Origin of the sequence: Pseudomonas sp. B13(2017), assembly GCF_002113245.1 — a bacterium.
GTDB lineage: Bacteria > Pseudomonadota > Gammaproteobacteria > Pseudomonadales > Pseudomonadaceae > Aquipseudomonas > Aquipseudomonas putida_Z.
This window is the reverse complement of the sequence record NZ_NEJX01000004.1, coordinates 13,028-36,924: the sequence shown is the minus strand read 5'-3', so window position 1 is coordinate 36,924 and position 23,897 is coordinate 13,028. Positions and strand designations below refer to the sequence as shown.

Annotated in this window: 18 protein-coding genes; 15 read left to right on the top strand and 3 right to left on the bottom strand. The window is 65.7% G+C overall.

Translation table 11 applies throughout. From position 1 onward, the window contains the following. The first annotated feature begins 296 nt into the window (after positions 1-296). Both CAG44_RS07310 and CAG44_RS07305 read left to right on the top strand, forming a co-directional pair. Positions 297-1,682, top strand: coding sequence for a hypothetical protein (locus CAG44_RS07310; protein WP_085691867.1), 1,386 nt, complete (start codon positions 297-299; stop codon positions 1,680-1,682). Beyond that, positions 1,682-3,037, top strand: coding sequence for an aminotransferase class I/II-fold pyridoxal phosphate-dependent enzyme (locus CAG44_RS07305; protein WP_085691866.1), 1,356 nt, complete (start codon positions 1,682-1,684; stop codon positions 3,035-3,037). The genes CAG44_RS07310 and CAG44_RS07305 overlap by 1 nt, the downstream gene beginning before the upstream one ends. A 133-nt stretch (positions 3,038-3,170) precedes the next feature. Here CAG44_RS07305 and CAG44_RS07300 read toward each other — a convergent pair whose 3' ends face one another. Both CAG44_RS07300 and CAG44_RS07295 read right to left on the bottom strand, forming a co-directional pair. After that, on the bottom strand, positions 3,171-4,481 hold the full coding sequence (locus CAG44_RS07300) for an MFS transporter (RefSeq protein ID WP_085691865.1): 1,311 nt from the start codon (positions 4,479-4,481) through the stop codon (positions 3,171-3,173). Between the two features lie 65 nt (positions 4,482-4,546). Beyond that, a complete protein-coding gene (locus tag CAG44_RS07295; RefSeq protein ID WP_023663021.1) occupies positions 4,547-5,860 on the bottom strand; it encodes an L-fuconate dehydratase in 1,314 nt (437 codons plus the stop codon). Positions 5,861-5,961: 101 nt separating this feature from the next. Between CAG44_RS07295 and CAG44_RS07290 the strand changes: the two genes are divergently transcribed. From CAG44_RS07290 to CAG44_RS07255, 8 genes are all read left to right on the top strand, one after another. Then, positions 5,962-6,909, top strand: a complete 948-nt coding sequence (locus tag CAG44_RS07290; protein ID WP_085691864.1) for a LysR family transcriptional regulator — start codon at positions 5,962-5,964, stop codon at positions 6,907-6,909. Positions 6,910-6,943: 34 nt separating this feature from the next. Beyond that, positions 6,944-7,897, top strand: coding sequence for a LysR family transcriptional regulator (locus CAG44_RS07285; RefSeq protein ID WP_085691863.1), 954 nt, complete (start codon positions 6,944-6,946; stop codon positions 7,895-7,897). A gap of 465 nt (positions 7,898-8,362) precedes the next feature. After that, positions 8,363-9,904 (top strand): UxaA family hydrolase, encoded by a 1,542-nt coding sequence (locus CAG44_RS07280; protein ID WP_085691862.1) that lies wholly within the window; start codon positions 8,363-8,365, stop codon positions 9,902-9,904. A gap of 34 nt (positions 9,905-9,938) precedes the next feature. Continuing rightward, entirely contained in the window at positions 9,939-10,997 is a 1,059-nt protein-coding gene (locus tag CAG44_RS07275) for an Ldh family oxidoreductase (protein WP_085691861.1), read from the top strand. 20 nt (positions 10,998-11,017) lie between these two features. After that, entirely contained in the window at positions 11,018-12,235 is a 1,218-nt protein-coding gene (locus CAG44_RS07270) for a fumarylacetoacetate hydrolase family protein (RefSeq protein WP_085691860.1), read from the top strand. Positions 12,236-12,333: 98 nt separating this feature from the next. Next, positions 12,334-13,641: an MFS transporter gene (locus tag CAG44_RS07265; RefSeq protein ID WP_178076916.1), complete on the top strand. Its 1,308-nt coding sequence runs from the start codon at positions 12,334-12,336 to the stop codon at positions 13,639-13,641. 228 nt (positions 13,642-13,869) lie between these two features. Next, positions 13,870-15,519: a VRR-NUC domain-containing protein gene (locus tag CAG44_RS07260; RefSeq protein WP_085663914.1), complete on the top strand. Its 1,650-nt coding sequence runs from the start codon at positions 13,870-13,872 to the stop codon at positions 15,517-15,519. Further along, entirely contained in the window at positions 15,516-17,777 is a 2,262-nt protein-coding gene (locus CAG44_RS07255; RefSeq protein ID WP_085691858.1) for an ATP-dependent DNA helicase, read from the top strand. Before CAG44_RS07260 ends, CAG44_RS07255 begins: the two co-directional genes overlap by 4 nt. 241 nt (positions 17,778-18,018) lie before the next feature. Here the strand turns inward: CAG44_RS07255 and CAG44_RS07250 are convergent, their stop codons facing one another. Next, positions 18,019-19,200: an NnrS family protein gene (locus tag CAG44_RS07250; RefSeq protein ID WP_085691857.1), complete on the bottom strand. Its 1,182-nt coding sequence runs from the start codon at positions 19,198-19,200 to the stop codon at positions 18,019-18,021. Positions 19,201-19,414: 214 nt separating this feature from the next. Here CAG44_RS07250 and xerC point away from each other — a divergent pair, with 214 nt between their 5' ends. From xerC to ureC, 5 genes are all read left to right on the top strand, one after another. Beyond that, positions 19,415-20,329: a tyrosine recombinase XerC gene (gene xerC / locus CAG44_RS07245; RefSeq protein WP_015270152.1), complete on the top strand. Its 915-nt coding sequence runs from the start codon at positions 19,415-19,417 to the stop codon at positions 20,327-20,329. Positions 20,330-20,707: 378 nt separating this feature from the next. Further along, positions 20,708-21,541 (top strand): urease accessory protein UreD, encoded by an 834-nt coding sequence (locus CAG44_RS07240; protein WP_085691856.1) that lies wholly within the window; start codon positions 20,708-20,710, stop codon positions 21,539-21,541. Between the two features lie 9 nt (positions 21,542-21,550). After that, positions 21,551-21,853 carry an urease subunit gamma gene (locus tag CAG44_RS07235; RefSeq protein ID WP_003256923.1) on the top strand — a complete coding sequence of 101 codons (303 nt, stop codon included), beginning with the start codon at positions 21,551-21,553 and terminating at the stop codon, positions 21,851-21,853. 19 nt (positions 21,854-21,872) lie between these two features. After that, entirely contained in the window at positions 21,873-22,190 is a 318-nt protein-coding gene (locus CAG44_RS07230) for an urease subunit beta (protein WP_025339426.1), read from the top strand. Beyond that, complete coding sequence (gene ureC, locus CAG44_RS07225) at positions 22,187-23,890, top strand: urease subunit alpha (RefSeq protein ID WP_025339425.1); 1,704 nt, start codon at positions 22,187-22,189, stop codon at positions 23,888-23,890. The genes CAG44_RS07230 and ureC overlap by 4 nt, the downstream gene beginning before the upstream one ends. Positions 23,891-23,897: the final 7 nt, after the last annotated feature.

Here is a 23,897-nt window from a genome sequence, read left to right as displayed (position 1 = left end):
TGGTTTTTTTACCCTGATCTGTATCTTCTATTCGCTTTGCATCCCTCGATAATGGCTCAATGATAGTTTGCGCAAGGAGCGTGGAATGAGCATGGCTATGCCCAAGCCAGGGCGGTTTATGGCAGCGGCGGGGCGTCGCGACGATGCGTTTTTCTCGATGTCATGGCGACAGTGATGGTTACGTCATTACTTCCAATTAGTTGTAGGAAATTTCTTCTGAAAAAGTTCAGGGCATGTTGATGTTCAGGTCCTCTGATCAACGTGCGCTGGCTGCATGAAGTTGATGAGGTGATCTCGTGACTGCTATTCACGACCAGGCAATGCACTATATCTACCAGCAAGTACTCGAGCGCTTGCTCAGTCATATGTCACAAGCGCAGCGTGCTTCCTTGCAATTGCTGATACAACGGCTGCTGGTTGCTGCAGGCGGGCCCGACTACATCGGTACCTGCCGCTTGCTGGTGCTGCAAGGCAATGATCGCCGCAGCGCCCGGCTGCTGGCCATGCTGCGTGCCGCACAACTGAGTATTGCCCTGCGTGCGCCGGTAACCTTCCAGCTGCGGGTGCTGGTGGTGAGCCTGCCCGTGGCTGACAGTGCCACGCTCGAATGCCATGAGCGCAGCTTCAATGCGCTGTTCTTGCAGGATGACCCGCGGGTGCAACTGCAAATGATCAAGGGGCGTGAAGTGGTGCCGTTCAGCCGGCATGCGCCTGCCGCGCCCGACAACTGGCTGTTGGCGAGGGACGCCATGCTGATGTTCGGTCACCTGGTCGACGCCAGGCCCGAAGCGCTGCTGGGGTGTCGCCTGCACCTGGAACTGGCAGCGGCCGTGGGCTTTGCGCTGCAGGCCCATTCACCTGCGGATGTATTTATCACCGCCATCCCTGCGCGCCAGCGCCGCCGGTACCTGGCCTGGGCACGGCGCAGCCTGCGCCTGGCAGGGGAGCGTGGTCCGCATGTGGTGCACCAGTGCCTGGCGACGCTGGCACAGGGGCTGAGCCGCCTGCACGGCAGCATCGGGTTGCCATCGGGTGCCTTGGCGGGGCCGACCTCGGCGGGCGTGCCGCAGAGTACGTCGGTGCGGTTGATTGCCATTGACGACCTGCTGCCGCCATTGCTCGAAGAGCAGCAGCTGGACCTCATGCTCGGTTGTCGCTTCGAGGGGAGCCAGGACGCCTGGCCATTGGCCGCGTTCGTCGAGCCGTTGGCCCCGGTGCAGCTGCGGGAGCTGCATGCACGCAGTCTCGAGCCGCAGGGCAGTCGCCCGGCATTGCGGCTGGCTGGCCAGCCGGGCGCCAACAAGCGGCGCGACACGCATCAGCTGCAGTTCGGCAAGGCATATGGCATCAACCAGATCCAACAGGTGTGCCTGCTGTTCAGCCCGTTTGCCCGGCAGGGGAAGAACCTTGAGCGTTTTCTGCAGTGCTGGCATGCCGACATGCTGGTGGCGCTGCCGTACCTGCATCGAGCCTTGCAGGGTAAACCCTGCCCTGAAGCGGTGAAAAACTGGCTGGTGAATACCAGCGGCCTGCCGCTGGGGCAACTCCGGTTGATCTATGGCGGAGGCCTGCCGCTGGCCTCCTGGCGCCTCATGAGCCACCTGGCCCGTCGCGATGTACAGCTGAGGTTGCTGCCACGGCGGGCAGCGGGGCGGCGGCGTGGTCATGCGGGGCCGCCTTGATGGAGCAATCGGGCTCCGGCGAGTTCGCCTATCGCAAGGTCTATCGCTACCTGGAAGCCCTGATCGACCAGGCACCACGCAGTGGCCCGTGCCGATTGCCGTCGTTGCGCGTGTTGGCCCGGCGGTTGCGGGTGTCATTGGCCACCGTGCAGAGTGCCTACAGCCTGCTGGAAGAAGAGGGGCGCGTGCAGTGCCTGCCCAGGTCGGGCTATTACGTACAGGGCGCTGCCAAGGGGGATGCTGCGGCCATGCCCCGGCAGGCACCCCTGCCGGCACAGCCGATGCTTGAGCGCACCCTGTTCACCCACGAGCGGCGCCTGGCACGTCAGCGTACGCACAGTGTCGCCCCGTGGGACGCACCCGGCAGCATCCGCCTGCGCAATGCCGTCGCTGAACGCTATACCCGTTCCTCCAACCAGTACTGGCGTGCCGAGGATGTCCAGCTGGCGCCAGATGTGCAGGCGTTGCTGGAGACTTTGCTGGCGGCGCTGGCCCTGCAAGGCGGGACCGTGGTAGTGCACTCGCCCTGTTGCTGGCAGGTACTGCGTGCGTTGGCCCGTGCCGACATGCGAGTGCTGGAGGTACCACTGGATACCCGCGGCAATCCGGACCTGCGCTCCCTGGCCCGGCTGCTGGCCAACGAGCCGGTGTGCATGCTGGTCATGCCGTCGTGCCTTGGCATGCCGCAGGGGCGGCTGGTTTCACTGCACTATCAGCAGCAGCTTGGCCAGCTGCTTGGCCAGCACCCTGTATGGTTGCTGGAGAACGACCTGGACAGCGAGCACTGTTACAGCGGGCCGCCGAATACGCGCCTGCGCGATTGGGTCGACCCGCGTTGGCTGTTGGTGATGGGGGCGTTCGATGCCGCAGTGGGGAGCGAGGCGCCCTATGCCTACCTTCTGGGCCATGATGCCGTGCTGGCCCGGGCTTTCGCTGAGCGTGCATTTCGGCTTGCACCGCTACGCCTGCAAGCGCTGGCGCACATGCTGGGCAAAGGCGAAATCGAGGCGCAACTGGTGCGGCTGCGCACCGACCTGCAAAAGCGCATGCAATGCCTGGCGCGTGAGTTGCAGCTGCAGTTCGGCCAGCGGGTGGTGTTGGAAACGCCGGAGGGTGGCCGGACACTGTGGGTGCGCTTTCGCCAGCCGCTGCCGTGGGAGGGTATTGCAGCAGCGCTTGCTGGTTCAGCACTGCATGCCCTGCCGGGCGAGCAGTTCAGCCTGCAGGGTCGCTACCAGCAGTATCTGGCGATGGCGTGGCTGGGTGATCACCCGGGGGAGCTGCAACAGGCGGTAGAGCGCCTGGCTCAGGTGCTGGAACTGCGCTGTGGCCGGCCTGCCGGCGCTACATCTTGAGCCGCCGGGGTTGCGTTGCAACCCATCGCCGGCAAGCCAGCTCCCACGGGTGCAGCGTTGAACTCAAGGTTGTCGCTGTACCTGTGGGAGCCGGCTTGCCGGCGATTAGGCCCTGGCAGGCAAACGCCTCCTGTCAGCGATTCGCTTGCTCCTGCCCTTGCCGCAAGCGGGTACTGACCAGCGCTGCCACCACCAGCAACGCGGCGATGATCCACAAGCCATTGCGGGTACTGCCGGTGGCCTGCTCGATCAGGCCCATCACCGATGGGCCAACGAAACCGCCAAACAGGCCGCAGGTGGTGACAAAGGCCAGCCCTGCCGCCAGGGCGCTGCCACTCAGGCGGCTGGAGGGGAAGACGAAGATGATCGACTGCACCACGAACAGCATCAGGGCAGTCAGCGAAAACCCGACCAGGCCGATGAACGAGTTGGCCAGCGACGCCAGCAGCAGCCCGGCCGCCATGGTCAGCAGGCCGCCGAACAGCAGGGTACGGCAACGGCTCGGCGAGGTGGCCAGGCGCGGGAAGGTGGCGGCGCCGATGGCGGCAGCAATCCACGGTACGGCGGTCAGCAGGCCGACCTGGAAGGGCGACAGCGCGCCGTAGGTGCCGATGATGCCCGGCAGGAAGAAAATCACCGTGTAGATGGTGATCTGGTGCACGAAGTACACCACGATCGCCAGCCAGATCTGCCGGTCGCGGAACATCTGCCCCAACTTGCTCTGCTGCGGTGCGGCGGCCCGTTCCGCAGCCAGGCGGCGCTCGATGTCCTCGGCTTCGGCGGCCGACAGCCAGGGCGCCGAGGCTGGGCCATCGGGCAGTTTCTTCCATACCGCATAGGCCAGGGCCACTGCCGGCAGGCCCTCGAGCACGAACAGCCATTGCCAGCCGTGCCAGCCCAGCACACCGTCCATTTCCAGCAGGGCACCCCCCAGCGGGCCGCTGAGGATGTTGGCCAGGCACACACCCAGCAGGAAGTAACCCGTGGCGCGGGCACGCTGTTCTCGGTCGAACCAGTAGGTCAGGTACAGCATCACGCCGGGGAACAGGCCCGCTTCGGCGACCCCGAGCAACAGGCGCATGACGTAGAACGAGGTTTCGCCCTGGACGAAGGCCATGCCCGCCGAGAGCAGGCCCCAGGTGATCATGATGCGGGTGATCCAGAAGCGTGCGCCCACCCGATGCATGATCAGGTTGCTGGGTACTTCGGCCAGGGCATAGGTGAGGAAGAACAGGCCGGCGCCCAGGCCGTAGGCCGCTGCCGACAGGCCGAGGTCGATGCCCATGCTGGCCTTGGCCAGGGCAATGTTGGTCCGGTCAAGGAAGCTCATCACGTAGACAACGATGAGCAGTGGCATCAATTTGCGCAGCAGCAGGCCGTTCAGGCGCTGTTCGGTGGTGGCGGCAGGGGCGGGCGCCGCTGCAGTACCGGTGAGGATTGTCATTGTTTTTTCCCCGTGGAAAGTGCTGGTGGCGTGCCGCGCAAAGGCGGCACACCCAGGTAGGTGGGTCAAGAACGGTTGATGTCGAGCCACACCGCGCCGTTGGGGTACTGGTAGCGCTCCAGGGTCTCGGCATGCATTTCGATGCTGTAGCCCGGGCGTTGCGGTGGCATGTAGCGCCCGCGGCGAATCACCACCGGGTCGATGAAATGCTCGTGCAGGTGGTCGACGTACTCCAGCACCCGGTTGTGCAGCGAGGCCGATACCGCGATGTAGTCAAACAGGGCAATGTTCTGCACATATTCGCACAGGCCGACACCGCCGCCGTGCGGGCACACCGGTACGTCGTACTTCGCCGCCATCAGCAGCACGATCAGCACTTCGTTCAGGCCACCCAGGCGGGCCGCGTCCAGTTGGCAGAAGTCCAGCGCCCCGGCCTGGAACATCTGCTTGAACATCACCCGGTTGTGGCAATGTTCACCGGTGGCCACGCCAATCGGCGCAATGCGCTGGCGGATGGTGGCGTGCCCGAGGATGTCGTCCGGGCTGGTCGGCTCTTCGATCCACAGTGGCTCGAAGGCGGCCAGGCGGCGCATGTTGGCGACGGATTCCTCGACGCCCCATACCTGGTTGGCATCCATCATCAGGGTGCGCTCCCAGCCAATTTCGTCGCGCAGGATGCTGGCGCGGCGAATGTCTTCCTCCAGGTCCGCACCGATCTTTTGCTTGATGTGGGTCCAGCCATCTTCCACCGCCTCGCGGGCCAGCTTGCGCATCTTTTCTTCGCTGTAGCCCAGCCAGCCCGGCGCGGTGGTGTAGCCGGGGTAGCCTTCGCGCAGCATCTGCGCTTCGCGCTGGGCCTTGCCCGGGGCCTGGCGGCGCAGCAGGGCGATGGCTTCTTCGGGGGTGAGCACATCGGTGACGTAGCTGAAGTCCAGGCAGCGCACCAGCTGCTCGGGCGTCATGTCGGCCAGCAGCTTCCACACCGGCTTGCCTTCGTGCTTGGCCCACAGGTCCCACACGGCATTGATGATGGCGGCGGTGGCCAGGTGGATCACGCCCTTTTCCGGGCCCAGCCAGCGCAACTGGCTGTCGCTGACGGTGAAGCGGTGCCAGAAACCGCCCATGTCGGCCGTGATTTCCTCCAGGGTGAGGCCGACGATCAGCGGCGCCAGCGACTGCACCGCCGCCGCGCAAATCTCGTTGCCACGGCCGATGGTGAAGGTCAGGCCGTGGCCTTCCAGGGCCTCGGCGTCGGTGTGCAGCACCACATAGGCCGCCGAATAATCGGGGGCGCTGTTCATGGCGTCGGAGCCGTCAAGCGACAGCGAAGTGGGGAAACGAATGTCGCGAACGCTCAGGTGGGTAATACGTATGCTCATGGTCGGCTCTTGTTCTGTTCAAGCACTGGGAGGCCTGACTGTAGGTTGTCGAGCGATACAGGCATAATCGCCAAATCTTAACCAGCGATACCGGATTCGATATGTCTCGCTTGCCACCCGACAGCGCCCAGGCGCCTGCCAGCCTCGGCGCATTGAAGATCTCCAGCCGGCAGATCACGCTGCTCAACGCCTTGGGCGAGTTCGCTAACCTGCGCCGTGCTGCCGCGGCGATGCACACCACGCAACCGGCAGCGAGCCTGTTGCTGCAACAGCTCGAGGTGCGCCTTGGCGTACGCTTGTTCGAGCGTTTGCCACGGGGTATGCAAGCGACGCTGTATGGCGAAGTGATGATCCGCTATGCGCAGAACGCGCTGCATGAGTTCGAGCACGCCCAGGCGCAGATTGCCGAGCTGGCGCGCGGGGCCCAGGGCCTGGTGCGGGTAGGCAGCGTCATGGGCCCGGTGCCGGGTGTGCTGACCAAGGCGGTACTGGCCTACAAGCGCGACTACCCCAAAGTGCGCATTTCCCTGGAGGTCGGCACCAGCGACACCTTGCTGCCGGCCTTGCTGCGTGGCGACTTCGACATGGTGGTGGGGCGCCTGCCGGACCAGAGCGACAGCCAGGACCTGAACATCGAACTGTTCGAAGGCGGTGAGCAGATGCGCGTGATCGCCCGCGCAGGCCACCCGCTGGCCAATGCCGCCGGGCTGCAACTGGCCGACCTGGTGGCCTTGACCTGGATCCTGCACCCCATCGGCAGCCCGATGCGTCGCCGCGTCGAAAGCGCGTTGCAGGCCGGCGGCATGGTGCAGTCGCTGGATATCGTCGAAACCGCCTCGATCCTGGCTACCACCGCCATGCTCGAAGCCTCCGAGATGATTGCGGTGGTGCCCGATGACGTGGCCAAGCATTATGCCCGCTATGGCATGGTCGCCATCCTGCCGGTGGAACTGCCACTGGCCATGGCCAACCTGGGCGTGTTGACCCTGCGCTCGCGCCCCAACTCGGTTGCCCTGGACACCTTGCTGCACTACCTGCGGGCGCAATAGCCCTGCCTTTTCACTTGCCTGAGGCCCTGCGTCAATGCCGCCGGACATGACCCATTCCAGCTTTTGCAACTGGATACGCTACAAGCACCTGGTGCTGATCGACACCTTGGCGCGCACCCGCAACATGCACGCCACCGCCACGCGCATGAACCTGAGCCAGCCGGCACTGAGCAAGATGTTGCGTGACCTTGAGGAGCAGTTCGGCTTCGCCCTGTTCGAGCGCCTGCCGCGGAGCATGCCACCCACCGAACTGGGCGAATATGTGGTGCGTTATGCCCAAGGCGCGCTGGCCGAGTCGCAGCAGTTCGTCGATCAGGTAAACCGCCTGCGCAACGGCGGGCACGGCTTTATCCGCGTCGGCGGGATCTTTGCCGCCACCGCGCTGGTGCTGCCGCAGGCCATCGCCGCGATCAAGGCGCGCAGCCCGTTGCTGTCGATCGAAGTGGTGGAGCATTCCAGCGATCACTTGTTGACCATGCTGGAGCAGAACAAGCTCGACATAATGATTGGCCGTTTCACTGAAGAACGCTTCAGCCAGCTGTTCGACTTCCAGCCCCTGGAGCCGGAACCGTTCAGCCTGGTGGTCAACAGCAAGCACCCGCTCAACCAGCTGGAAAGCACGCCGCTGACAGCGCTGGGCGACTGGCCGTGGGTGCTGTACCCGGTGGGCACGCCGATCCGCAACCGCCTGGAGCAGGCCTTCCGGGTTGCCGGCATCGCCACGCCTGCCGACAGCGTCGAAACCATCTCCATGCCGATGTTCCTGCAATTGCTGCAGGCGGCGCCGATGATCGCCATGTTGCCGCGCTCGATGGTTGCCGCGCAGCTGGCCAGCGGCCAACTGAAGGAACTGCGCAGCCCCCTGCACCTGGCGGCGCTGGAGTACGGCGTGGTTACCCGCAAGGACGAGCCGCTGAGCGCTTCGGCCCGGGCGTTTGTCGAGATTTTGCTGGAGGGCGCGCGGCGCCGTCAGCAGGAGCAGAGATAAAACCCATGGGGCCGCTGCGCAGCCCATCGCAGGCAAGCCAGCTCCCACGGGTGCAGCGTTGCTCTCGAGGTTGTCGCTGTACCTGTGGGAGCGGCCTTGTGTCGCGAAAGGGCCGCAACGCGGCCCCAGGATTGATGCGCAACAGTTGAAATTGCTGGGGCTGCTTTGCGGCCCTTTCGCGACACAAGGCCGCTCCCACAGCGATCGCGCCACTTTGTGGAATTTGAGCAAGACAGCGCATGGCTTGATGCCAATGCAGTCGGTGTGGGAGCGGGCAAGCCCGCGAAGGGCTGCGCAGCGGCCCCAATGGCCCTCAAATGTGATTGATAAACACGCGCTGAGACCGGCTTTTGATAACCCAGGGTTATCGAACGATCGGATCATCTCATTGGGAATGTTGCACAAGGGTTCTTACAGTGGTCGCAGCCATAACAAGAAGCCAGCCGCACCGCCCTGAGAGGTCCCATGCAACTGATTGCCAAGTCCGGTGACCTTGCCGTCATCCGCCTCAACCCGCTGGACAACGTGCTCATCGCCCGCCAGGCCCTGCCGCAAGGCCTGCGCCTGGACGCCGAGGCGATTACCGTGCGCCAGCCGATCCCCTCGGGCCACAAGGTCGCTACCGAGCGTGTGGAGCAGGGCCAGCCCCTGCGCCGTTACGGGCAGATCATCGGTTTTGCCTCGCAGGCCATCGACGCCGGCGATCACGTGCATGTGCACAACGTGCAGATGGGCGATTTCGCCCGTGACTACGCCTTCGGTGTCGACACCCGCAGCCAGCCCGGCCGCGAGGCGCAGTTTCAGGGCATCGTGCGCGCCGATGGCCGGGTCGCCACCCGCAACTACATCGGCATCCTCACCTCGGTGAACTGCTCGGCAACCGTGGCCCGGGCCGTGGCCGACCATTTTCGCCGCGACATCCACCCTGACGTGCTGGCCGATTACCCGAACATCGACGGCGTGGTAGCGCTGACCCACGGCGCCGGCTGTGCGGTGGACCCCAGCGGTGAAGCCTTGGGCCTGTTGCGTCGCACCCTGGCCGGGTACGCCGTACACCCCAATTTCGCTGCCGTGCTGATCATCGGCCTGGGCTGCGAAACCAACCAGATCGAAAGCCTGCTGGAAACCCAGGGCCTGCAGGCCAGCGCCCAGCTGCGCGCCTTCACCATCCAGGGTATCGGCGGCACCAGCAAAACCATCGCTGCCGGTATCAACCAGGTCAAGGCGCTGCTGGCCGAGGCCAACCAGGTGCAGCGCCAGCCGGTCAGTGCGCGGCACCTGGTGGTCGGCCTGCAATGTGGCGGTTCCGATGGCTATTCCGGCATTACCGCCAACCCGGCGTTGGGCAATGCCGTCGACCGCCTGGTGGCCGCCGGTGGCACCGCGATTCTCTCCGAGACCCCGGAAATCTACGGTGCCGAGCACCTGCTGACCCGCCGTGCGGTCAGCCGCGAGGTCGGCGAAAAACTGGTGGCGCGCATCCACTGGTGGGAAGACTACTGCCAGCGCATGAACGCCGAACTGAACAACAACCCCTCGGCCGGCAACAAGGCCGGGGGCCTGACCACCATCCTCGAGAAGTCCCTCGGCGCGGTGGCCAAGGCCGGCTCCAGCAACCTGGTCGATGTGTACCAGTACGCGGAAGCGGTACGCGCCCAGGGCCTGGTGTTCATGGATACCCCCGGTTACGACCCGGTTTCGGCCACCGGCCAGGTGGCTGGCGGGGCCAACCTGATCGCCTTCACCACCGGCCGTGGCTCGGCCTACGGCTGCGCCCCGGCGCCGTCGATCAAGCTGGCCACCAACAACCGGGTGTTCGAGCACCAGGAAGAAGACATGGACGTCAATTGCGGTGGCATCGCCGACGGCTCCACCAGTATCGAGGAGCGCGGCGCGTTCATCTTCGAACAGATGCTGCGCATCGCTTCCGGTGAGCGCAGCAAGAGTGAACTGCACGGCTACGGGCAGAACGAATTCGTGCCCTGGCAGATCGGTGCCGTGACCTGATCGCCAGCCCTGTTCCATTTCCGAGGCAACCGCAATGACTCAAGCCACACATTACAACGTGCAAGCGCTCACCACCTTCGTCGAGCGGCTGTTCGAAAAGGCCGGCGCCGATACCGAAGTCGCCCAGGTAGTGACCCAGGTACTGCTCGAAGGCGAATTGCTGGGCCATCGCACCCATGGCCTGAACCTGGTCAGCCGCTACATCGACGGCATGCTCGGCGGCCAGGTCAAAGCCCGCGCGCAGGCACTGGAGCAGGTGTCGGACAGTGGCATTTCCAGCCTGTTCGATGGCCACTACGTGCTGGGGCCGTACTGCGTCAGCCGTGCCCTGGACTGCGCGGCAAAGGGCGCCACTTCGCAGGGTATCGGTATCGCCGTGGTACGCCGCGCCGCGCATATCGGCTGCCTGGCAGCCTACCTCAAGCCCTACACCGACCAGGGCCTGGTGGCCATGCTGTATTCCTCGGACCCATCGGTAGGGCTGGTCTGCGCCCATGGCGGCGCCGACCCGGTGTACACCCCCAACCCGATTGCCGCGGGCATCCCGACCCAGGGCGAGCCGATTCTGCTGGACGTCAGCATGTCCACCGTCACCCTCGGCCTGGTCGGCCAGTGCCGCGATGCCGGCAGCCGCCTGCCGCACCCGGTGCTGGTGAGCAATGACGGGCAACTGAGCGACGACCCGCGCGACTTCTTCACCAGCCCGCAAGGCAGCATCCTGCCCTTGGGTGGCCAGGCTTTTGGTCACAAAGGTTTCGCCCTGGCGCTGCTGGTCGAAGCCCTGACCTCGGGGCTGGCCGGCCATGGCCGCAAGGATGCACCAGACCAGTGGGGTGCCTCGGCCACCGCCGTGGTCATCGACCCGCGTTTCTTCGGCGGCCTGCAAGCGTTCACCGACGAAACCAGCTTCCTCGGCCAGCTGGTCATGGCCAGCCGGCCACTCGACCCCGAGCGCCCGGTGCGCCTGCCTGGGCAGGCTGGCCTTGCCTTGCGCCGCCAGGCCCTGGAGCAGGGCGCAAGCCTTTCGTCACAGCTGGTGGCCGACCTTGACCGCCTGGCCGGGCAGCTGCAACTGCCGGCACTTTCCCAATGAATGACAGTAAGGGTACACAGATGACTGATCGAGCGAACGGCAAGCTACCGCTGCCTCTGAATCACGATGCCAGCGCGTTCGACAGCGGCAGTTGGGTAGGGCGGGTCTGGCTGCCGGAGCAGGGCCCTGCGGTGGTGCTGGTGAAGGCCGGCGTCGTGCACGATATCAGCGCCCATGTAGCCACCGTCTCGGCCCTGCTGGAAGTGGCCGACCCGGTGGCCTACCTGCGCAGCCTGCCGCTGGCCGAGCCGCTGATCGGGCTGCCAGCCTTGCTGGGCAACAGCGACCCGGCCCGGCGCGACCCGCACCAACCATGGCTGCTGGCACCCATCGACCTGCAGGCGGTGAAGGCAGCTGGGGTGACCTTCGCCACCAGCCTGCTGGAGCGCGTGGTCGAAGAGCAGGCCAAGGGCGACCCGGCCAAGGCCGATGCCATCCGCGACACCCTGGCCAGCCGCATCGGCGCCGACCTGTCGCAGATCGTGCCGGGCTCGGCCCAGGCCGAAGCGCTGCGCAAGGTGCTGGTGGAGCAGGGCCTGTGGTCGCAGTACCTGGAAGTGGGTATTGGCCCGGATGCCGAGGTGTTCACCAAGGCCCAGCCGCTGTCGGCGGTCGGCCACGGCGCCGACATCGGCATCCACCCCAAGTCGAGCTGGAACAACCCCGAGCCGGAAGTGGTGCTGGCGGTGTCGAGTGATGGTCGCATCAAGGGCGCGATGCTCGGCAACGACGTCAACCTGCGCGACTTCGAAGGCCGTAGCGCCTTGCTGCTGTCAAAAGCCAAGGACAACAATGCCTCCACCGCGCTTGGCCCGCTGCTGCGCCTGTTCGACGAAAGCTTCGGCCTGGACGACGTGCGCGCCGCCGAAGTGGACTTGCAGGTGGTGGGCGAAGACGGTTTCATCCTCGCCGGCCGCAGCTCCATGCGCCAGATCAGCCGCGACCCGCAGGACCTGGTGCAGCAAACCCTCAACGAGAACCATCAGTACCCCGACGGCCTGGTGCTGTTCCTCGGTACCTTGTTCGCCCCCAAGCAGGACCGCGACCAACCGGGCAACGGCTTCACCCACAAGCAGGGCGATGTGGTGAGCATCAGCAACCCGCAACTGGGTACCCTGTGCAACCGCGTGACCACCAGCGACCTGGCACCGCAGTGGCACTTTGGCCTGCGTGCGCTGATCGACAGCCTCGGCCGGCGCGGGCTGCTGGACGTTGCAACTACCGCGCGCCAGCCTTGAGCGGCGCGCTGCGTCAGGGAGGGCGCAGCTTGAACGAAGGACCGCCAAGGCGCTGACAGCGCGGCAACAATAATAATAAAGGTCATCACATGAACCCTATGAAGAAGTACCAACGCATCACCGTCGTGTTCCTGCTGTTGATCGGCATCGTCAACTACCTGGACCGTAGTGCACTGTCGATCGCCAACACCTCGATCCAGAAAGACATGATGATCAGCCCGTCGCAGATGGGCATCCTGTTGTCGGCGTTTTCCATTGCCTATGCCTTTGCCCAGCTGCCGATGGGCATGATCATCGACCGCCTGGGCAGCAAGATCGCCCTCGGCGCTTCGCTGCTGGGCTGGTCGGTGGCCCAGGCAGCGTTCGGCATGGTCAACAGCTTTGCCGGCTTCATGGGCCTGCGGGTGCTGCTGGGGATTGGCGAGGCGCCGATGTTCCCGTCGGCGGCCAAGGCCCTGTCGGAGTGGTTCGATGCCAACGAACGCGGCACCCCGACCGGCGTGGTCTGGTCCTCGACCTGCCTCGGCCCGTGCCTGGCGCCACCCTTGCTGACGCTGTTCATGGTCAACTTCGGCTGGCGCGGCATGTTCATCATCACCGGCGTGATCGGCGTGGTGCTGGCGCTGTGCTGGCTGACCTTCTACAAAAGCAAGGCCCGCTACCTGGCGGAGCTTGCTGCCGAGGGCAAGCCGTTGCCGAGTGGGCAGCAGGCGCCGGCAGCCACTGCACAAGCGCCGAAGGCCTCGTACTTCGCCGGCTGGCTCGACCTGTTCAAGCACCGCAGTACCTGGGGTGCGGTGCTGGGCTTCATGGGCGTGATCTACATGCTCTGGCTGCACCTGACCTGGCTGCCTGGCTACTTCGAGCGTGAGCACGGCCTGGACCTGTACAAGACCGCCTGGGTAGTGTCGCTGGCCTATGGCTTTGGCGCAGCGGGCACGATCGTTGCCGGGCGCTTCTGCGACTTGCTGGTGAAGCGCGGCATGAGCGTGCTGGCCAGCCGCAAGTTCAGCGTCATCACCGGGCTGGTGCTGGCGGCGCTGTTTACCCTGCCGCTGTCGTTCGTCACCGGCCTGACCGGTTGCATCATCCTGCTGTGCCTGGCGCTGTTCAGCATCAACATGGCCAGTGCCACTGCCTGGATGATCGTCAACACCATCGTCGACAGCCAGCGCGTGGCCTCGTTTGGCTCGATCCAGAACTTCGGCGGCTACATTGCCGGCTCGGTGGCGCCGATCGTTACTGGCTTCAGCATCCAGTACTCGGGCTCGTTCACCACGGCGTTCATGATCAGTGCGGTAGTGGCGCTGTGTTCGGCGGTGGCCTACTTCCTGCTGCTGCAGGCGCCGATTGGCAGTGCCAAGGTCAAGGCAGCGGAGATGGTCGGGGCGACGGAACAGGTGTGAATTCCGGGGGGGCGCTTTGCGCCCCAATCGCGACGCAAGGCCGCTCCCACAGGTATCGCGCTTGTTTCAGCAGCACTGCAGCACCTGTGGGAGCGGCCTTGCGTCGCGATTGGGCTGCAAAGCAGCCCCCAAGCCGATAGCCGATCGTTGAGCGACCCGCGGCACTTGCCAGGCATACTGGTCTGTATGTATAACCAGTACTCATTCCAGCCGCCTGACCCCCAGCCCGTGATCGCCCATTCCGTCGACGACCCGTTCTACTACCTGCACAACTTCCGCCAGGTGCTGCTGTGGGTCGAACAGCGCTACGAAGACCTGCTCGACGATCAGGAACTCGCTTTCATCCGCACCTTCAGCCAACTGGACGCCCCGGCACAGGCCCTGATGGTGCGCATGGTCATGCGCAAGGGCGAGCTGTTTCGCAGCGATCGGCTCGACTATGCCGAAATCGGCGATACCTGGCAGGCCCTGCAGCCGTTGCTGGCCCTCGGCTGGGTACGGGAGCCCGCGCAACTGGAACTGCAGCAACTGTTCGCCCTGCTGCGCAAGGACGAACTTGCCCGTTGTTTTGCCCCGCAGCTGAGCCGCCCTCGCGCCGCCAAGCATGACCTGCTTGCACAACTGCAACCCCTGGGCCTGCAAGCCCGTTCATTGGCCGAGTGGTTCCCGGACAGCGGCGTGCGCATCCTCCAGTGGTGCCTGCAACCCTTGTGCGACCGCATGCGCCTGCTGTTCTTCGGCAACCTGTACCAGGACTGGTCGGACTTCGTCCTCGCCGACCTCGGGTTGTTGCGCTACGAACAGGTGCCGTTCAGCACCGATTCGCGTGCCCTGCAGCAACGCGCCGAAGTCGACCTGGCCATGGCCTTGCACCAGTGCGCCGAGCGCCTGGAGCAGGGCGACGACCCGCTGTCGATCCTGGCAGCCATGCAGGGCCTGCACAGCGACAACCCATGGCTGGCCCGGCGCCATGCGCGCCTGCAATTCGCCCTGGGCCAGCAATGCGAGCGCCTGGGCGACTGGGCGCAGGCCATGGCTGTGTACACGCAGTGCAGTCATGCCCAGGCGCGCATCCGCCAGGTGCGGGTGCTGGAGCGCAGCGAGCAGTGGCCCCAGGCCCATGCACTGGCGCTGCAACTGGCGGCCGCGCCGGCCAACGCCCTGGAAGTGCAGGCGCTGGAACGCATGTTGCCACGCCTGGCACGCAAGCTCGGTGGCCCGCCACAGCGGCGCCAGCGTGTCGCGCCCCTGGAGCTGATCGAGCTGGAACTGCCCCGGGAACTGGCAGCGCTGGGTGTGGAGGAGGCGGTACGCCAGCACCTGGCCGAAGCCGGTGGGCCGGTGCATTACGTGGAGAACACGCTGTTCAACAGCCTGTTCGGCCTGCTGTGCTGGGAGGCGATCTTCGCCCCAGTGCCTGGCGCGTTCTTCAACCCGTTCCAGGCCGCCCCGCAGGACCTGCACGACGGCGACTTCCAGCAACGCCGCAGTGCCCTGTTCGAACGTTGCCTGGGGCGGCTGGACGATGGCAGCCATCACCGGGCGATTCTCGACTGTTACGCCGCCAAGCAAGGGCTGCAGTCGCCGTTCGTGTTCTGGTCCGTGCTCAGTGAAGCATTGCTTGAGCAAGCCTTGGCCTGCCTGCCGGCGGCCCATTTGAAACAGTGCTTCCTGCGCCTGCTGCAGGACATCCGCAACAACCGCGCCGGCATGCCCGACCTGATCCAGTTCTGGCCCGAACAAGGTCGCTACCGCATGGTCGAGGTCAAGGGCCCTGGCGACCGCCTGCAGGACAACCAGCTGCGCTGGCTGGAGTTCTGCCGGGCCCACGGCCTGCCTGTCGCGGTGTGCCATGTGCGCTGGAGCGAAACACCGTGAGCTACAGCGTGGCGGTACGCGCCTTGTGTGAATTCAGCGCCAAGGTCGGCGACCTGGACCTGCGCTTCACGCCATCACCCACCGCCCAGGAGGGGATCGAGGGGCATCGGCGGGTGGTGGCGCGACGCGCTGCGGGCTACGAGTCGGAAATTGCCCTCGAAGGCCAGTTCGATACCCTGAGAGTGCGTGGCCGTGCCGACGGTTACGACCCCGCCTGCAACCGCCTGGAAGAGATCAAGACCCACCGTGGCGACCTGTCGCGCCAGCCAGCCAACCATCGCCAGTTGCACTGGGCGCAGGCCAAGGTCTACGGCTGGTTGATGTGCCAGGCACGGCAACTGCCGGCCATCGAGGTGGCGCTGGTTTACCTGGACGTGGACAGCGATGGCCAGACGCTGATCAGTGAACACTGCACGGCTGCCGAACTGCAGGCCTTCTTCGAAACCCAGTGCCAACGCTTTCTGGCGTGGGCACAAGGGCAGGAGCAGCGCCTGGCCGAGCGTAACCAAGGCCTGCAAACACTGGGCTTCCCCTATCCGGCGTTCCGCCAGGGCCAGCGACAACTGGCGGAAACCCTGTACAAGGCGGTGAGTACCGGCCGTTGCCTGATGGCCCAGGCCAGCACCGGAATTGGCAAGACCGTCGGTACCTTGTTCCCTCTGCTCAAGGCCATGGTGCCGCAGCAGCTGGACAAGCTGTTCTTTCTCACGGCCAAGACCCCGGGCCGGGCCCTGGCCCTGGATGCCATGCGCCAGATCACCCATGCCACGCCGCAGCCGGCCTTGCGCACGCTGGAGCTGATCGCCCGCGACAAAGCCTGCGAGCACCCCGACAAGGCCTGCCATGGCGAATCCTGCCCCTTGGCCGCAGGCTTCTACGACCGCCTGCCGGCCGCGCGCGCTGCGGCGGCAGCGTTGCCCATGCTTGACCGCGCCCAGCTGCGCGAAGTGGCCTTGGCGCACCAGGTATGCCCGTATTACCTGGGCCAGGAGATGGCGCGCTGGGTAGACGTGCTGGTGGCGGATTACAACTACTACTTCGATGCCCATGCCCTGTTGTTCGGCCTGACCCAGGCCAACCAGTGGCGGGTCGCGGTGCTGGTGGACGAGGCGCACAACCTGGTCGAGCGCGGCCGTGGCATGTACAGCGCCAGCCTCGACCAAGGGCAGTTGCAGGCCCTGCGCCAGAGCAAACCGCCCGGGCTGGTCAGTGCGCTGGACCGGCTGAACCGGCAGTGGAACGCCCTCTACAAGGAGCAGCGCGCGCCGTACCAGGCCAGCGAGTCGCTGCCTGAGGCCTTGCTGCGTGCCCTGCAGCAATGCATCGGGCTGATACAGGAACAAATGAACCAGGCGCCTGCGCAAATGGACCCGCAGGTGCTGCAGTTCTTCTACCAGGCGTTGCAGTTCAGCCGGGTTGCCGAGCTGTTCGACGAGCACTTCCTGTTCGACATCAGCCAGCGCCAGGGCCCGCGCAAGCGGCGGCTGGCCACCCTGTGCCTGCGCAATGTCACCCCGGCGCGCCTGTTGGGCCCACGCATGCAGGCGGCGCGCAGCGTGACGCTGTTTTCCGCCACCCTGAGCCCACGGCACTTCTACAGCGACCTGCTGGGCATGCCGGCCGATACCGCCTGGCTGGAAGTGGCCGCGCCGTTTCGCGCCGAACAGCTGGAAGTGCGCATCGCCAGCCAGGTATCCACTCGTTACCAGCAACGCCAGGCTTCGCTGGCGCCAATCGTCGAGCTGATTGCCCGGCAGTATAAGCGCATGCCGGGCAACTACCTGGCGTTCTTCAGCAGTTTCGAGTACCTGCAACAGGTGGCCGGGCTGCTGGCCGAGCGGCATGCACAGATACCCATGTGGGCCCAGGAGCCGGGCATGGACGAAGCGGCCCGCCAGGGTTTTCTCGACCGTTTTGTGGCGGATGGCCGCGGGGTGGGTTTTGCGGTGCTGGGGGGTGCATTCGGGGAGGGGGTGGACTTGCCGGGCACACGGCTGATCGGCGCGTTTGTCGCCACCCTCGGGCTACCCCAGGTCAACCCGGTCAACGAGCAGTTCAAGCAGCGTCTGGGGCGGCAGTTTGGTGCGGGGTTCGATTACGCCTATCTCTACCCGGGCGTGCGCAAGGTCATCCAGGCGGCAGGCCGGGTCATCCGGGGCGACCAGGACCGTGGCGTTCTGGTCTTGATCGACGAGCGCTTCGCCGAACCCCGGGTGCAGCAGATGTTCCCGGGGTGGTGGCCAGCGCCGGGAGGTTAACGCGGCCCCGGCAATTTGTGCGTCTGCGCTGAAACCTTGGGGCTGCTTCGCAGCCCATCGCCGGCAAGCCAGCTCCCACAGGTACAGCGCAGGCCTTGAGGTCGGCGCGGTCGGTGTGGGCGCCCATCGCCGGCAAGCCGGCTCCCACAGGTACTGCACAATGCTTGAGGTCGATGCAGTCGAGGTGGGAGCTGGCTTGCCGGCGATGGGCCGCAAAGCGGCCCCAATCTGGGCATCAAGGCTAGCCCGGCATACCGTCAGCCCGTGGCCGCAGCAGGATGGGCAGGTAGTGACGCAGGAACAGCAGCAGCGCCAGGCTCCAGCACACTACCGAAAGGCTCACCCCCAGCGGCGTGAACAGCGGCAGCACCACCCGCGCCAGGGTCGCCAGTTGTATCAAGGCAAAGGCCCAGGCAATGCTGGTCGGCACCTGCAGCGGCCTGCCGGTGTGGCCCAGGCTGACCCGTGCCATCATCGCCAGGATCAAGCCGCTCATGGCGCCCACGGTCAGGGCGTGGGTCACCAGGCTCGGGCCCAGCGCCACCCCGGCATGCCACAGCGCCATGCCCAGGCAGGCAATGGCAATCCAGGCATAGGCCAGGTGCAGCGACCACAGCAGGGGCACCCGCCACAAGCCGCGGTCATGCCACAAGGCCAGGCGGGCCGTATGCAGGGCGAACAAGGCGCCGAACAGCACGGCCAGGCTGGTACGTGGCGTATCGGCCAAGTCCGAGGCAAAGGCCAGCGGTACCGCCACGCTCAGCAGCAGGCAGGCCCGGTCCAGCCAGGGGCGGGCAGGGGCCGGGGCCATGTTGCCCAGGCCGCGCCGGGTGAAGAACGGGATCACCCGCCCGCCAAGCACGGTCATCATCGCGGCCACCAGCCACAACCCAGCAAACACCCCGCGGCGCTGCCACAGTTCGTCCTGGCGCAGCCAGCCGACCAGGGTCAGCCACTGGCAGGCGGCGATCAACAGCACCAGGCCGACGATCGGGTAGTTGTTACGCAAGCGCCGTTGCACGATCGGCCGTGCCAGGGCCAGTGCCACCAGTGGCAGAAAGCTGCCCTCGATCACAACCAGCAAGCTGCCCGGTAATGGCAGGAACCAGCTCGCCCGGCCCAGCAGCCAAAGCAGGAACAAACCCTGCAGCGCACGCCCGCTCAAGCCTGGGGTGCCGCTCCAGTTCTGCACGGCAGTCAGCAGGAAACCGGCGATGATGGCGGCAGCAAAGCCATAGAGCATCTCGTGGCGGTGCCAGGCAAGCATGCCGCCGGGGGGCGTTGGCTCCAGCACTCCGGCCAGTACACCGGCCCATAACAGCAAGGCGAGCAGCGCAAACAAACTGCCACCCAGGAAGAATGGGCGGAAACCCAGGCCCCAGACGGCCTGGCGTGGGCGTGAAGCGATCGGCTGCAAAAGCATGGGCGGACCTTCGTTCGTTCAGTAGGCTCAATTGGGGTAAGATCACGATCCGTGCCAGCTCCGAACCCCTTGTATATCAAGGTGATGGCACCTCTCCGGGTCCGAATGACATGCGTTTTCTGCTGTTATTTGGACCTGCTTGTATGTCGTATTGACTTGCTTCAGGGTCTGGCCGGTTCGCCGCTGGCCAACGCTTCGCTACAGGATTCACGTTTTGTCCGACCTCTCGAAAAATCCACTGCTGCAGTACATGGCCCGCCTGGCCCCATCCAGCCAGCAAACCATGCGCTACATCCTTCAGGACGCTGCCGACCGGCTGGGGTTTGTCGACTGCAATATCGTCGATGTGCCCTGGCATCGGCTCGAGCCCGGCCATGTGATCGCCCTGGTGGCGGCGCTACGTGCCGACGGTTACGCACCCAACAGCTCGTCGCTGTACGTCAACGCCATCCGCGGTGTGATGAACGAAGCCTGGCGCCAGGGCCTGATCGATCACGAGCAGTTGTTGCGCATCCGCGAGGTCAAACCAGCCACCGGCAGCCGCCTGCCGCCGGGGCGCAACCTGCGCCGCAGCCTGATTCGCGAGCTGATGGATGTGTGCGCGGCCGACCCACGGCCGCAGGGTGTGCGCGACGCGGCGATCATCGCCTTGCTGTACGGCACCGGCATGCGCAAGTCGGAATCGGTGGACATCGACCTGGACCAGGTCGACTTCGAGGCGCGCAGCCTGCAGGTGCTGGGCAAGGGCAACCGCCAGCTGATCAAGTACGCCCCGCCATGGGCGTTCGAGAAGTTGCAGGCGTGGCTGGACCTGCGCCGCCAGGACTTGCCGGCAGGGGCCGAAGACGACCCGTTCCTGTTCAACCGCATCCGCCGTGGCAGCCATATCACCCGGGCGCGCATCACCAAGCATGCCATTTACTACATCGCCCGCCAGCGTGGTGCGCAGGTGGGCGTGAAGATCATGCCGCACGACTTCCGCCGGGCGTTCATCACCCGGGTGATCGAAGAGCACGACCTGTCCATTGCGCAGAAGCTGGCGCATCACGCCAATATCCAGACCACCGCCATCTATGACCGGCGTGATGACAACGAACGCCGGCGTGCGGTGGACCGCTTCGATTACTGAGTTTCGTCACACTTGGGGCTGCTGTGCAGCCCATCGCCGGCAAGCCAGCTCCCACGCCGACCGCGCTGACCTCAAGCCATGCGCGATCCCTGTGGGAGCTGGCTTGCCGGCGATGGGCCGCGTAGCGGCCCCAGCATTCTCTCAGTCCAGCACCTAAACAGGGCCTGAGTGCGCCCCCACTTTGTGCGCCATCCCCCTGTATGCCCGATGCCAGAGCGGCTTGGGCAAAAGTTTCATCTTCGTTCACCTGCGGAGTTGGCCCGCAACCTGCTATATCCAGCCTGCGAATTTGATCGAGTGGTCAGGCCGCGCGCGCCGTAGCCGTGCGTGCCTGCCCCTCTAAACGGCCAGCAGGCCACGGATTTCAGGGGCCGCAGGATGTCGCTCGCGGAGCAGATCGAACAACAACACGACGATGCCGGCTGGAGCGCTCACCTGCAGTTGCGTTTCGTCAGGCGTGATGAGGTGACCCGCCTTGGTGCGTGGCGGCATTTCGGACCTCTTTTGGTGCAGCGACCGTTCTATCCGGAAGGTGCACCGTGCCATGTCTACGTGCTGCACCCACCCGGTGGGATCGTCGCCGGCGACCGCCTGGAGCTGGATATCCAGCTGGAGCCGGGCAGCCACGCTCTGCTGACCATGCCCGGCGCCAGCAAGTTCTACCGCAGCATCGGCCCGACCGCGCGGCTGGCCCAGCGCTTTCACCTGGCCGCCGGCAGCACCCTGGAGTGGCTGCCGCAGGACAGCATCTTCTTCTCCGGCGCCCGCGCCAGCCTCGACAGCCGTTTCACCCTCGAACCGGGGGCGCGGCTGCTGGCCTGGGAAACCCTGTGCCTGGGGCGCCCGGTGATGAACGAGCGTTTCGAGCAGGGTGCCCTCGACAGCCGCCTGCATATCGAAATGCCCGACGAAGTAGGCCTGCACGAGCGCCTGCGCGTCGAAGGCGGGCGCCTGGACAAGCTTGGCGGGCATCCGCTGCTGGCCACCTTTTGCGCCGCACCCGCCGACCAGGCCGTGCTGGATCTGGTGCGCCCGCTACTCGACGAGATGGCCAACCCGGCCGGCGCGACCCTGCTTGGGTCGTTGCTGGTGATCCGCGTGCTTGACCATGACAACCAACACCTGCAACGCACCCTGCAACGCCTGTGGCATGTGCTGCGCCCGGCCGTCCTCGGCCTGCCGGCCTGCCCGCCGCGTATCTGGGCCACCTGAGAGAGCGCCATGGAGCTGACCCCGAGAGAGAAAGACAAACTGCTGCTGTTCACCGCCGCGCTGCTGGCGGAGCGGCGCCTGGCCCGTGGCCTGAAGCTCAACTACCCGGAAGCGGTGGCGCTGATCAGTGCCGCCGTGCTTGAAGGCGCCCGTGATGGCCGCACCGTCGCCGAGCTGATGAGCCTGGGGCGCGAAGTATTGAGCCGCGAGCAGGTGATGCCTGGCATTGCCGAAATGCTCCACGACGTGCAGGTCGAAGCGACCTTCCCGGATGGCACCAAGCTGGTGACCGTGCATGACCCCATCGTCTGAAACTGCCCAGGAGCCCCGCATGATCCCAGGTGAAATCCAGGTCGCCGCCGGCGACATCGAGCTGAACAGCGGCCGCGCGACGGTCAGCGTCAGCGTGGCCAACCATGGCGACCGGCCGGTGCAGGTCGGCTCGCACTACCACTTCTACGAAGTCAACGAGGCGCTGGTGTTCGAGCGCGCCCCGACCCTGGGCTTTCGCCTGGACATTCCCGCCGGTACCGCCGTGCGTTTCGAGCCCGGCCAGGCGCGTACCGTGCAACTGGTGGCCTACGCCGGCAAGCGCGAGGTCCATGGCTTCCAGGGCAAGGTGATGGGCGCGCTGGAGGGCAGGGCATGAGCCGCATTTCCCGCCAGGCCTATGCCGACATGTTCGGCCCCACGGTAGGTGACCGCGTACGCCTGGCCGACACCGCGCTGTGGGTCGAGGTGGAGCGCGACTTCACCATCTATGGCGAAGAGGTGAAGTTCGGTGGCGGCAAGGTCATCCGCGATGGCATGGGGCAGGGCCAGATGCTGGCCGCCGAAGCCATGGACCTGGTACTGACCAATGCCCTGATCATCGACCACTGGGGTATCGTCAAGGCCGATATCGGCATCAAGCACGGGCGTATCGCGGTGATCGGCAAGGCTGGCAACCCCGATGTGCAGCCGGGCGTGAACGTGCCCGTGGGCCCCGGCACCGAGGTGATCGCGGCCGAGGGCAAGATCGTCACCGCCGGTGGCGTCGACTCGCACATCCACTTCATCTGCCCGCAGCAGGTGGACGAGGCGCTGAACAGCGGTGTCACCACCTTCATCGGCGGCGGCACCGGGCCGGCCACCGGCACCAACGCCACCACCTGCACGCCCGGCCCCTGGTACCTGGCGCGCATGCTCCAGGCCGCCGACAGCCTGCCGATCAACATCGGCTTGCTGGGCAAGGGCAACGCCTCGCGGCCGGAAGCACTGCGCGAGCAGATCGCGGCCGGCGCCGTGGGCCTCAAGCTGCACGAAGACTGGGGTTCGACACCAGCAGCCATCGACTGCTGCCTGGGCGTGGCCGAGGAAATGGACATCCAGGTGGCGATCCACACCGACACCCTCAACGAGTCCGGCTGCATCGAAGACACCCTGGCGGCCATCGGCGACCGTACCATCCACACCTTCCACACCGAGGGCGCTGGTGGCGGCCACGCCCCGGACATCATTCGCGCGGCGGGGCAGGCCAACGTGTTGCCGTCCTCGACCAACCCGACCCTGCCGTACACGGTCAACACCGTGGACGAGCACCTGGACATGCTCATGGTCTGCCACCACCTGGACCCGAGCATCGCCGAAGACGTGGCCTTTGCCGAGTCGCGCATCCGCCGCGAAACCATCGCCGCCGAGGACATACTCCACGACATGGGTGCCTTTGCCATGACCTCGTCCGACTCCCAGGCCATGGGCCGGGTTGGCGAGGTGGTGCTGCGCACTTGGCAGGTGGCCCACCAGATGAAGCTGCGCCGTGGGCCACTGGCGCCGGACACCAGCTACAGCGACAACTTCCGGGTCAAGCGCTACATCGCCAAGTACACCATCAACCCGGCACTGACCCACGGCATCGGCCACGAAGTGGGCTCGGTGGAAGTCGGCAAGCTGGCCGACCTGGTGTTGTGGGCGCCGGCGTTCTTTGCGGTCAAGCCGGCCCTGGTGATCAAGGGCGGAATGATCGTCACCGCGCCCATGGGGGATATCAACGGTTCCATCCCCACGCCGCAACCGGTGCATTACCGCCCGATGTTCGGCGCCCTGGGCGCGGCACGGCATGCCACGCGCATGACCTTCCTGCCCCAGGCGGCGATGGACCGTGGCCTGGCCGAGGAGCTGAACCTGCGCAGCCTGATCGGCGTGGCCCACGGCTGCCGCCGGGTGCGCAAGCCCGACATGGTCCATAACACCCTGCAGCCGCTGATCGAGGTCGATGCGCAGACCTACCAGGTGCGTGCCGACGGCGAATTGCTGGTCTGCGAGCCGGCCCGCGAACTGCCGCTGGCCCAGCGTTACTTCCTGTTCTGAAGGAGCA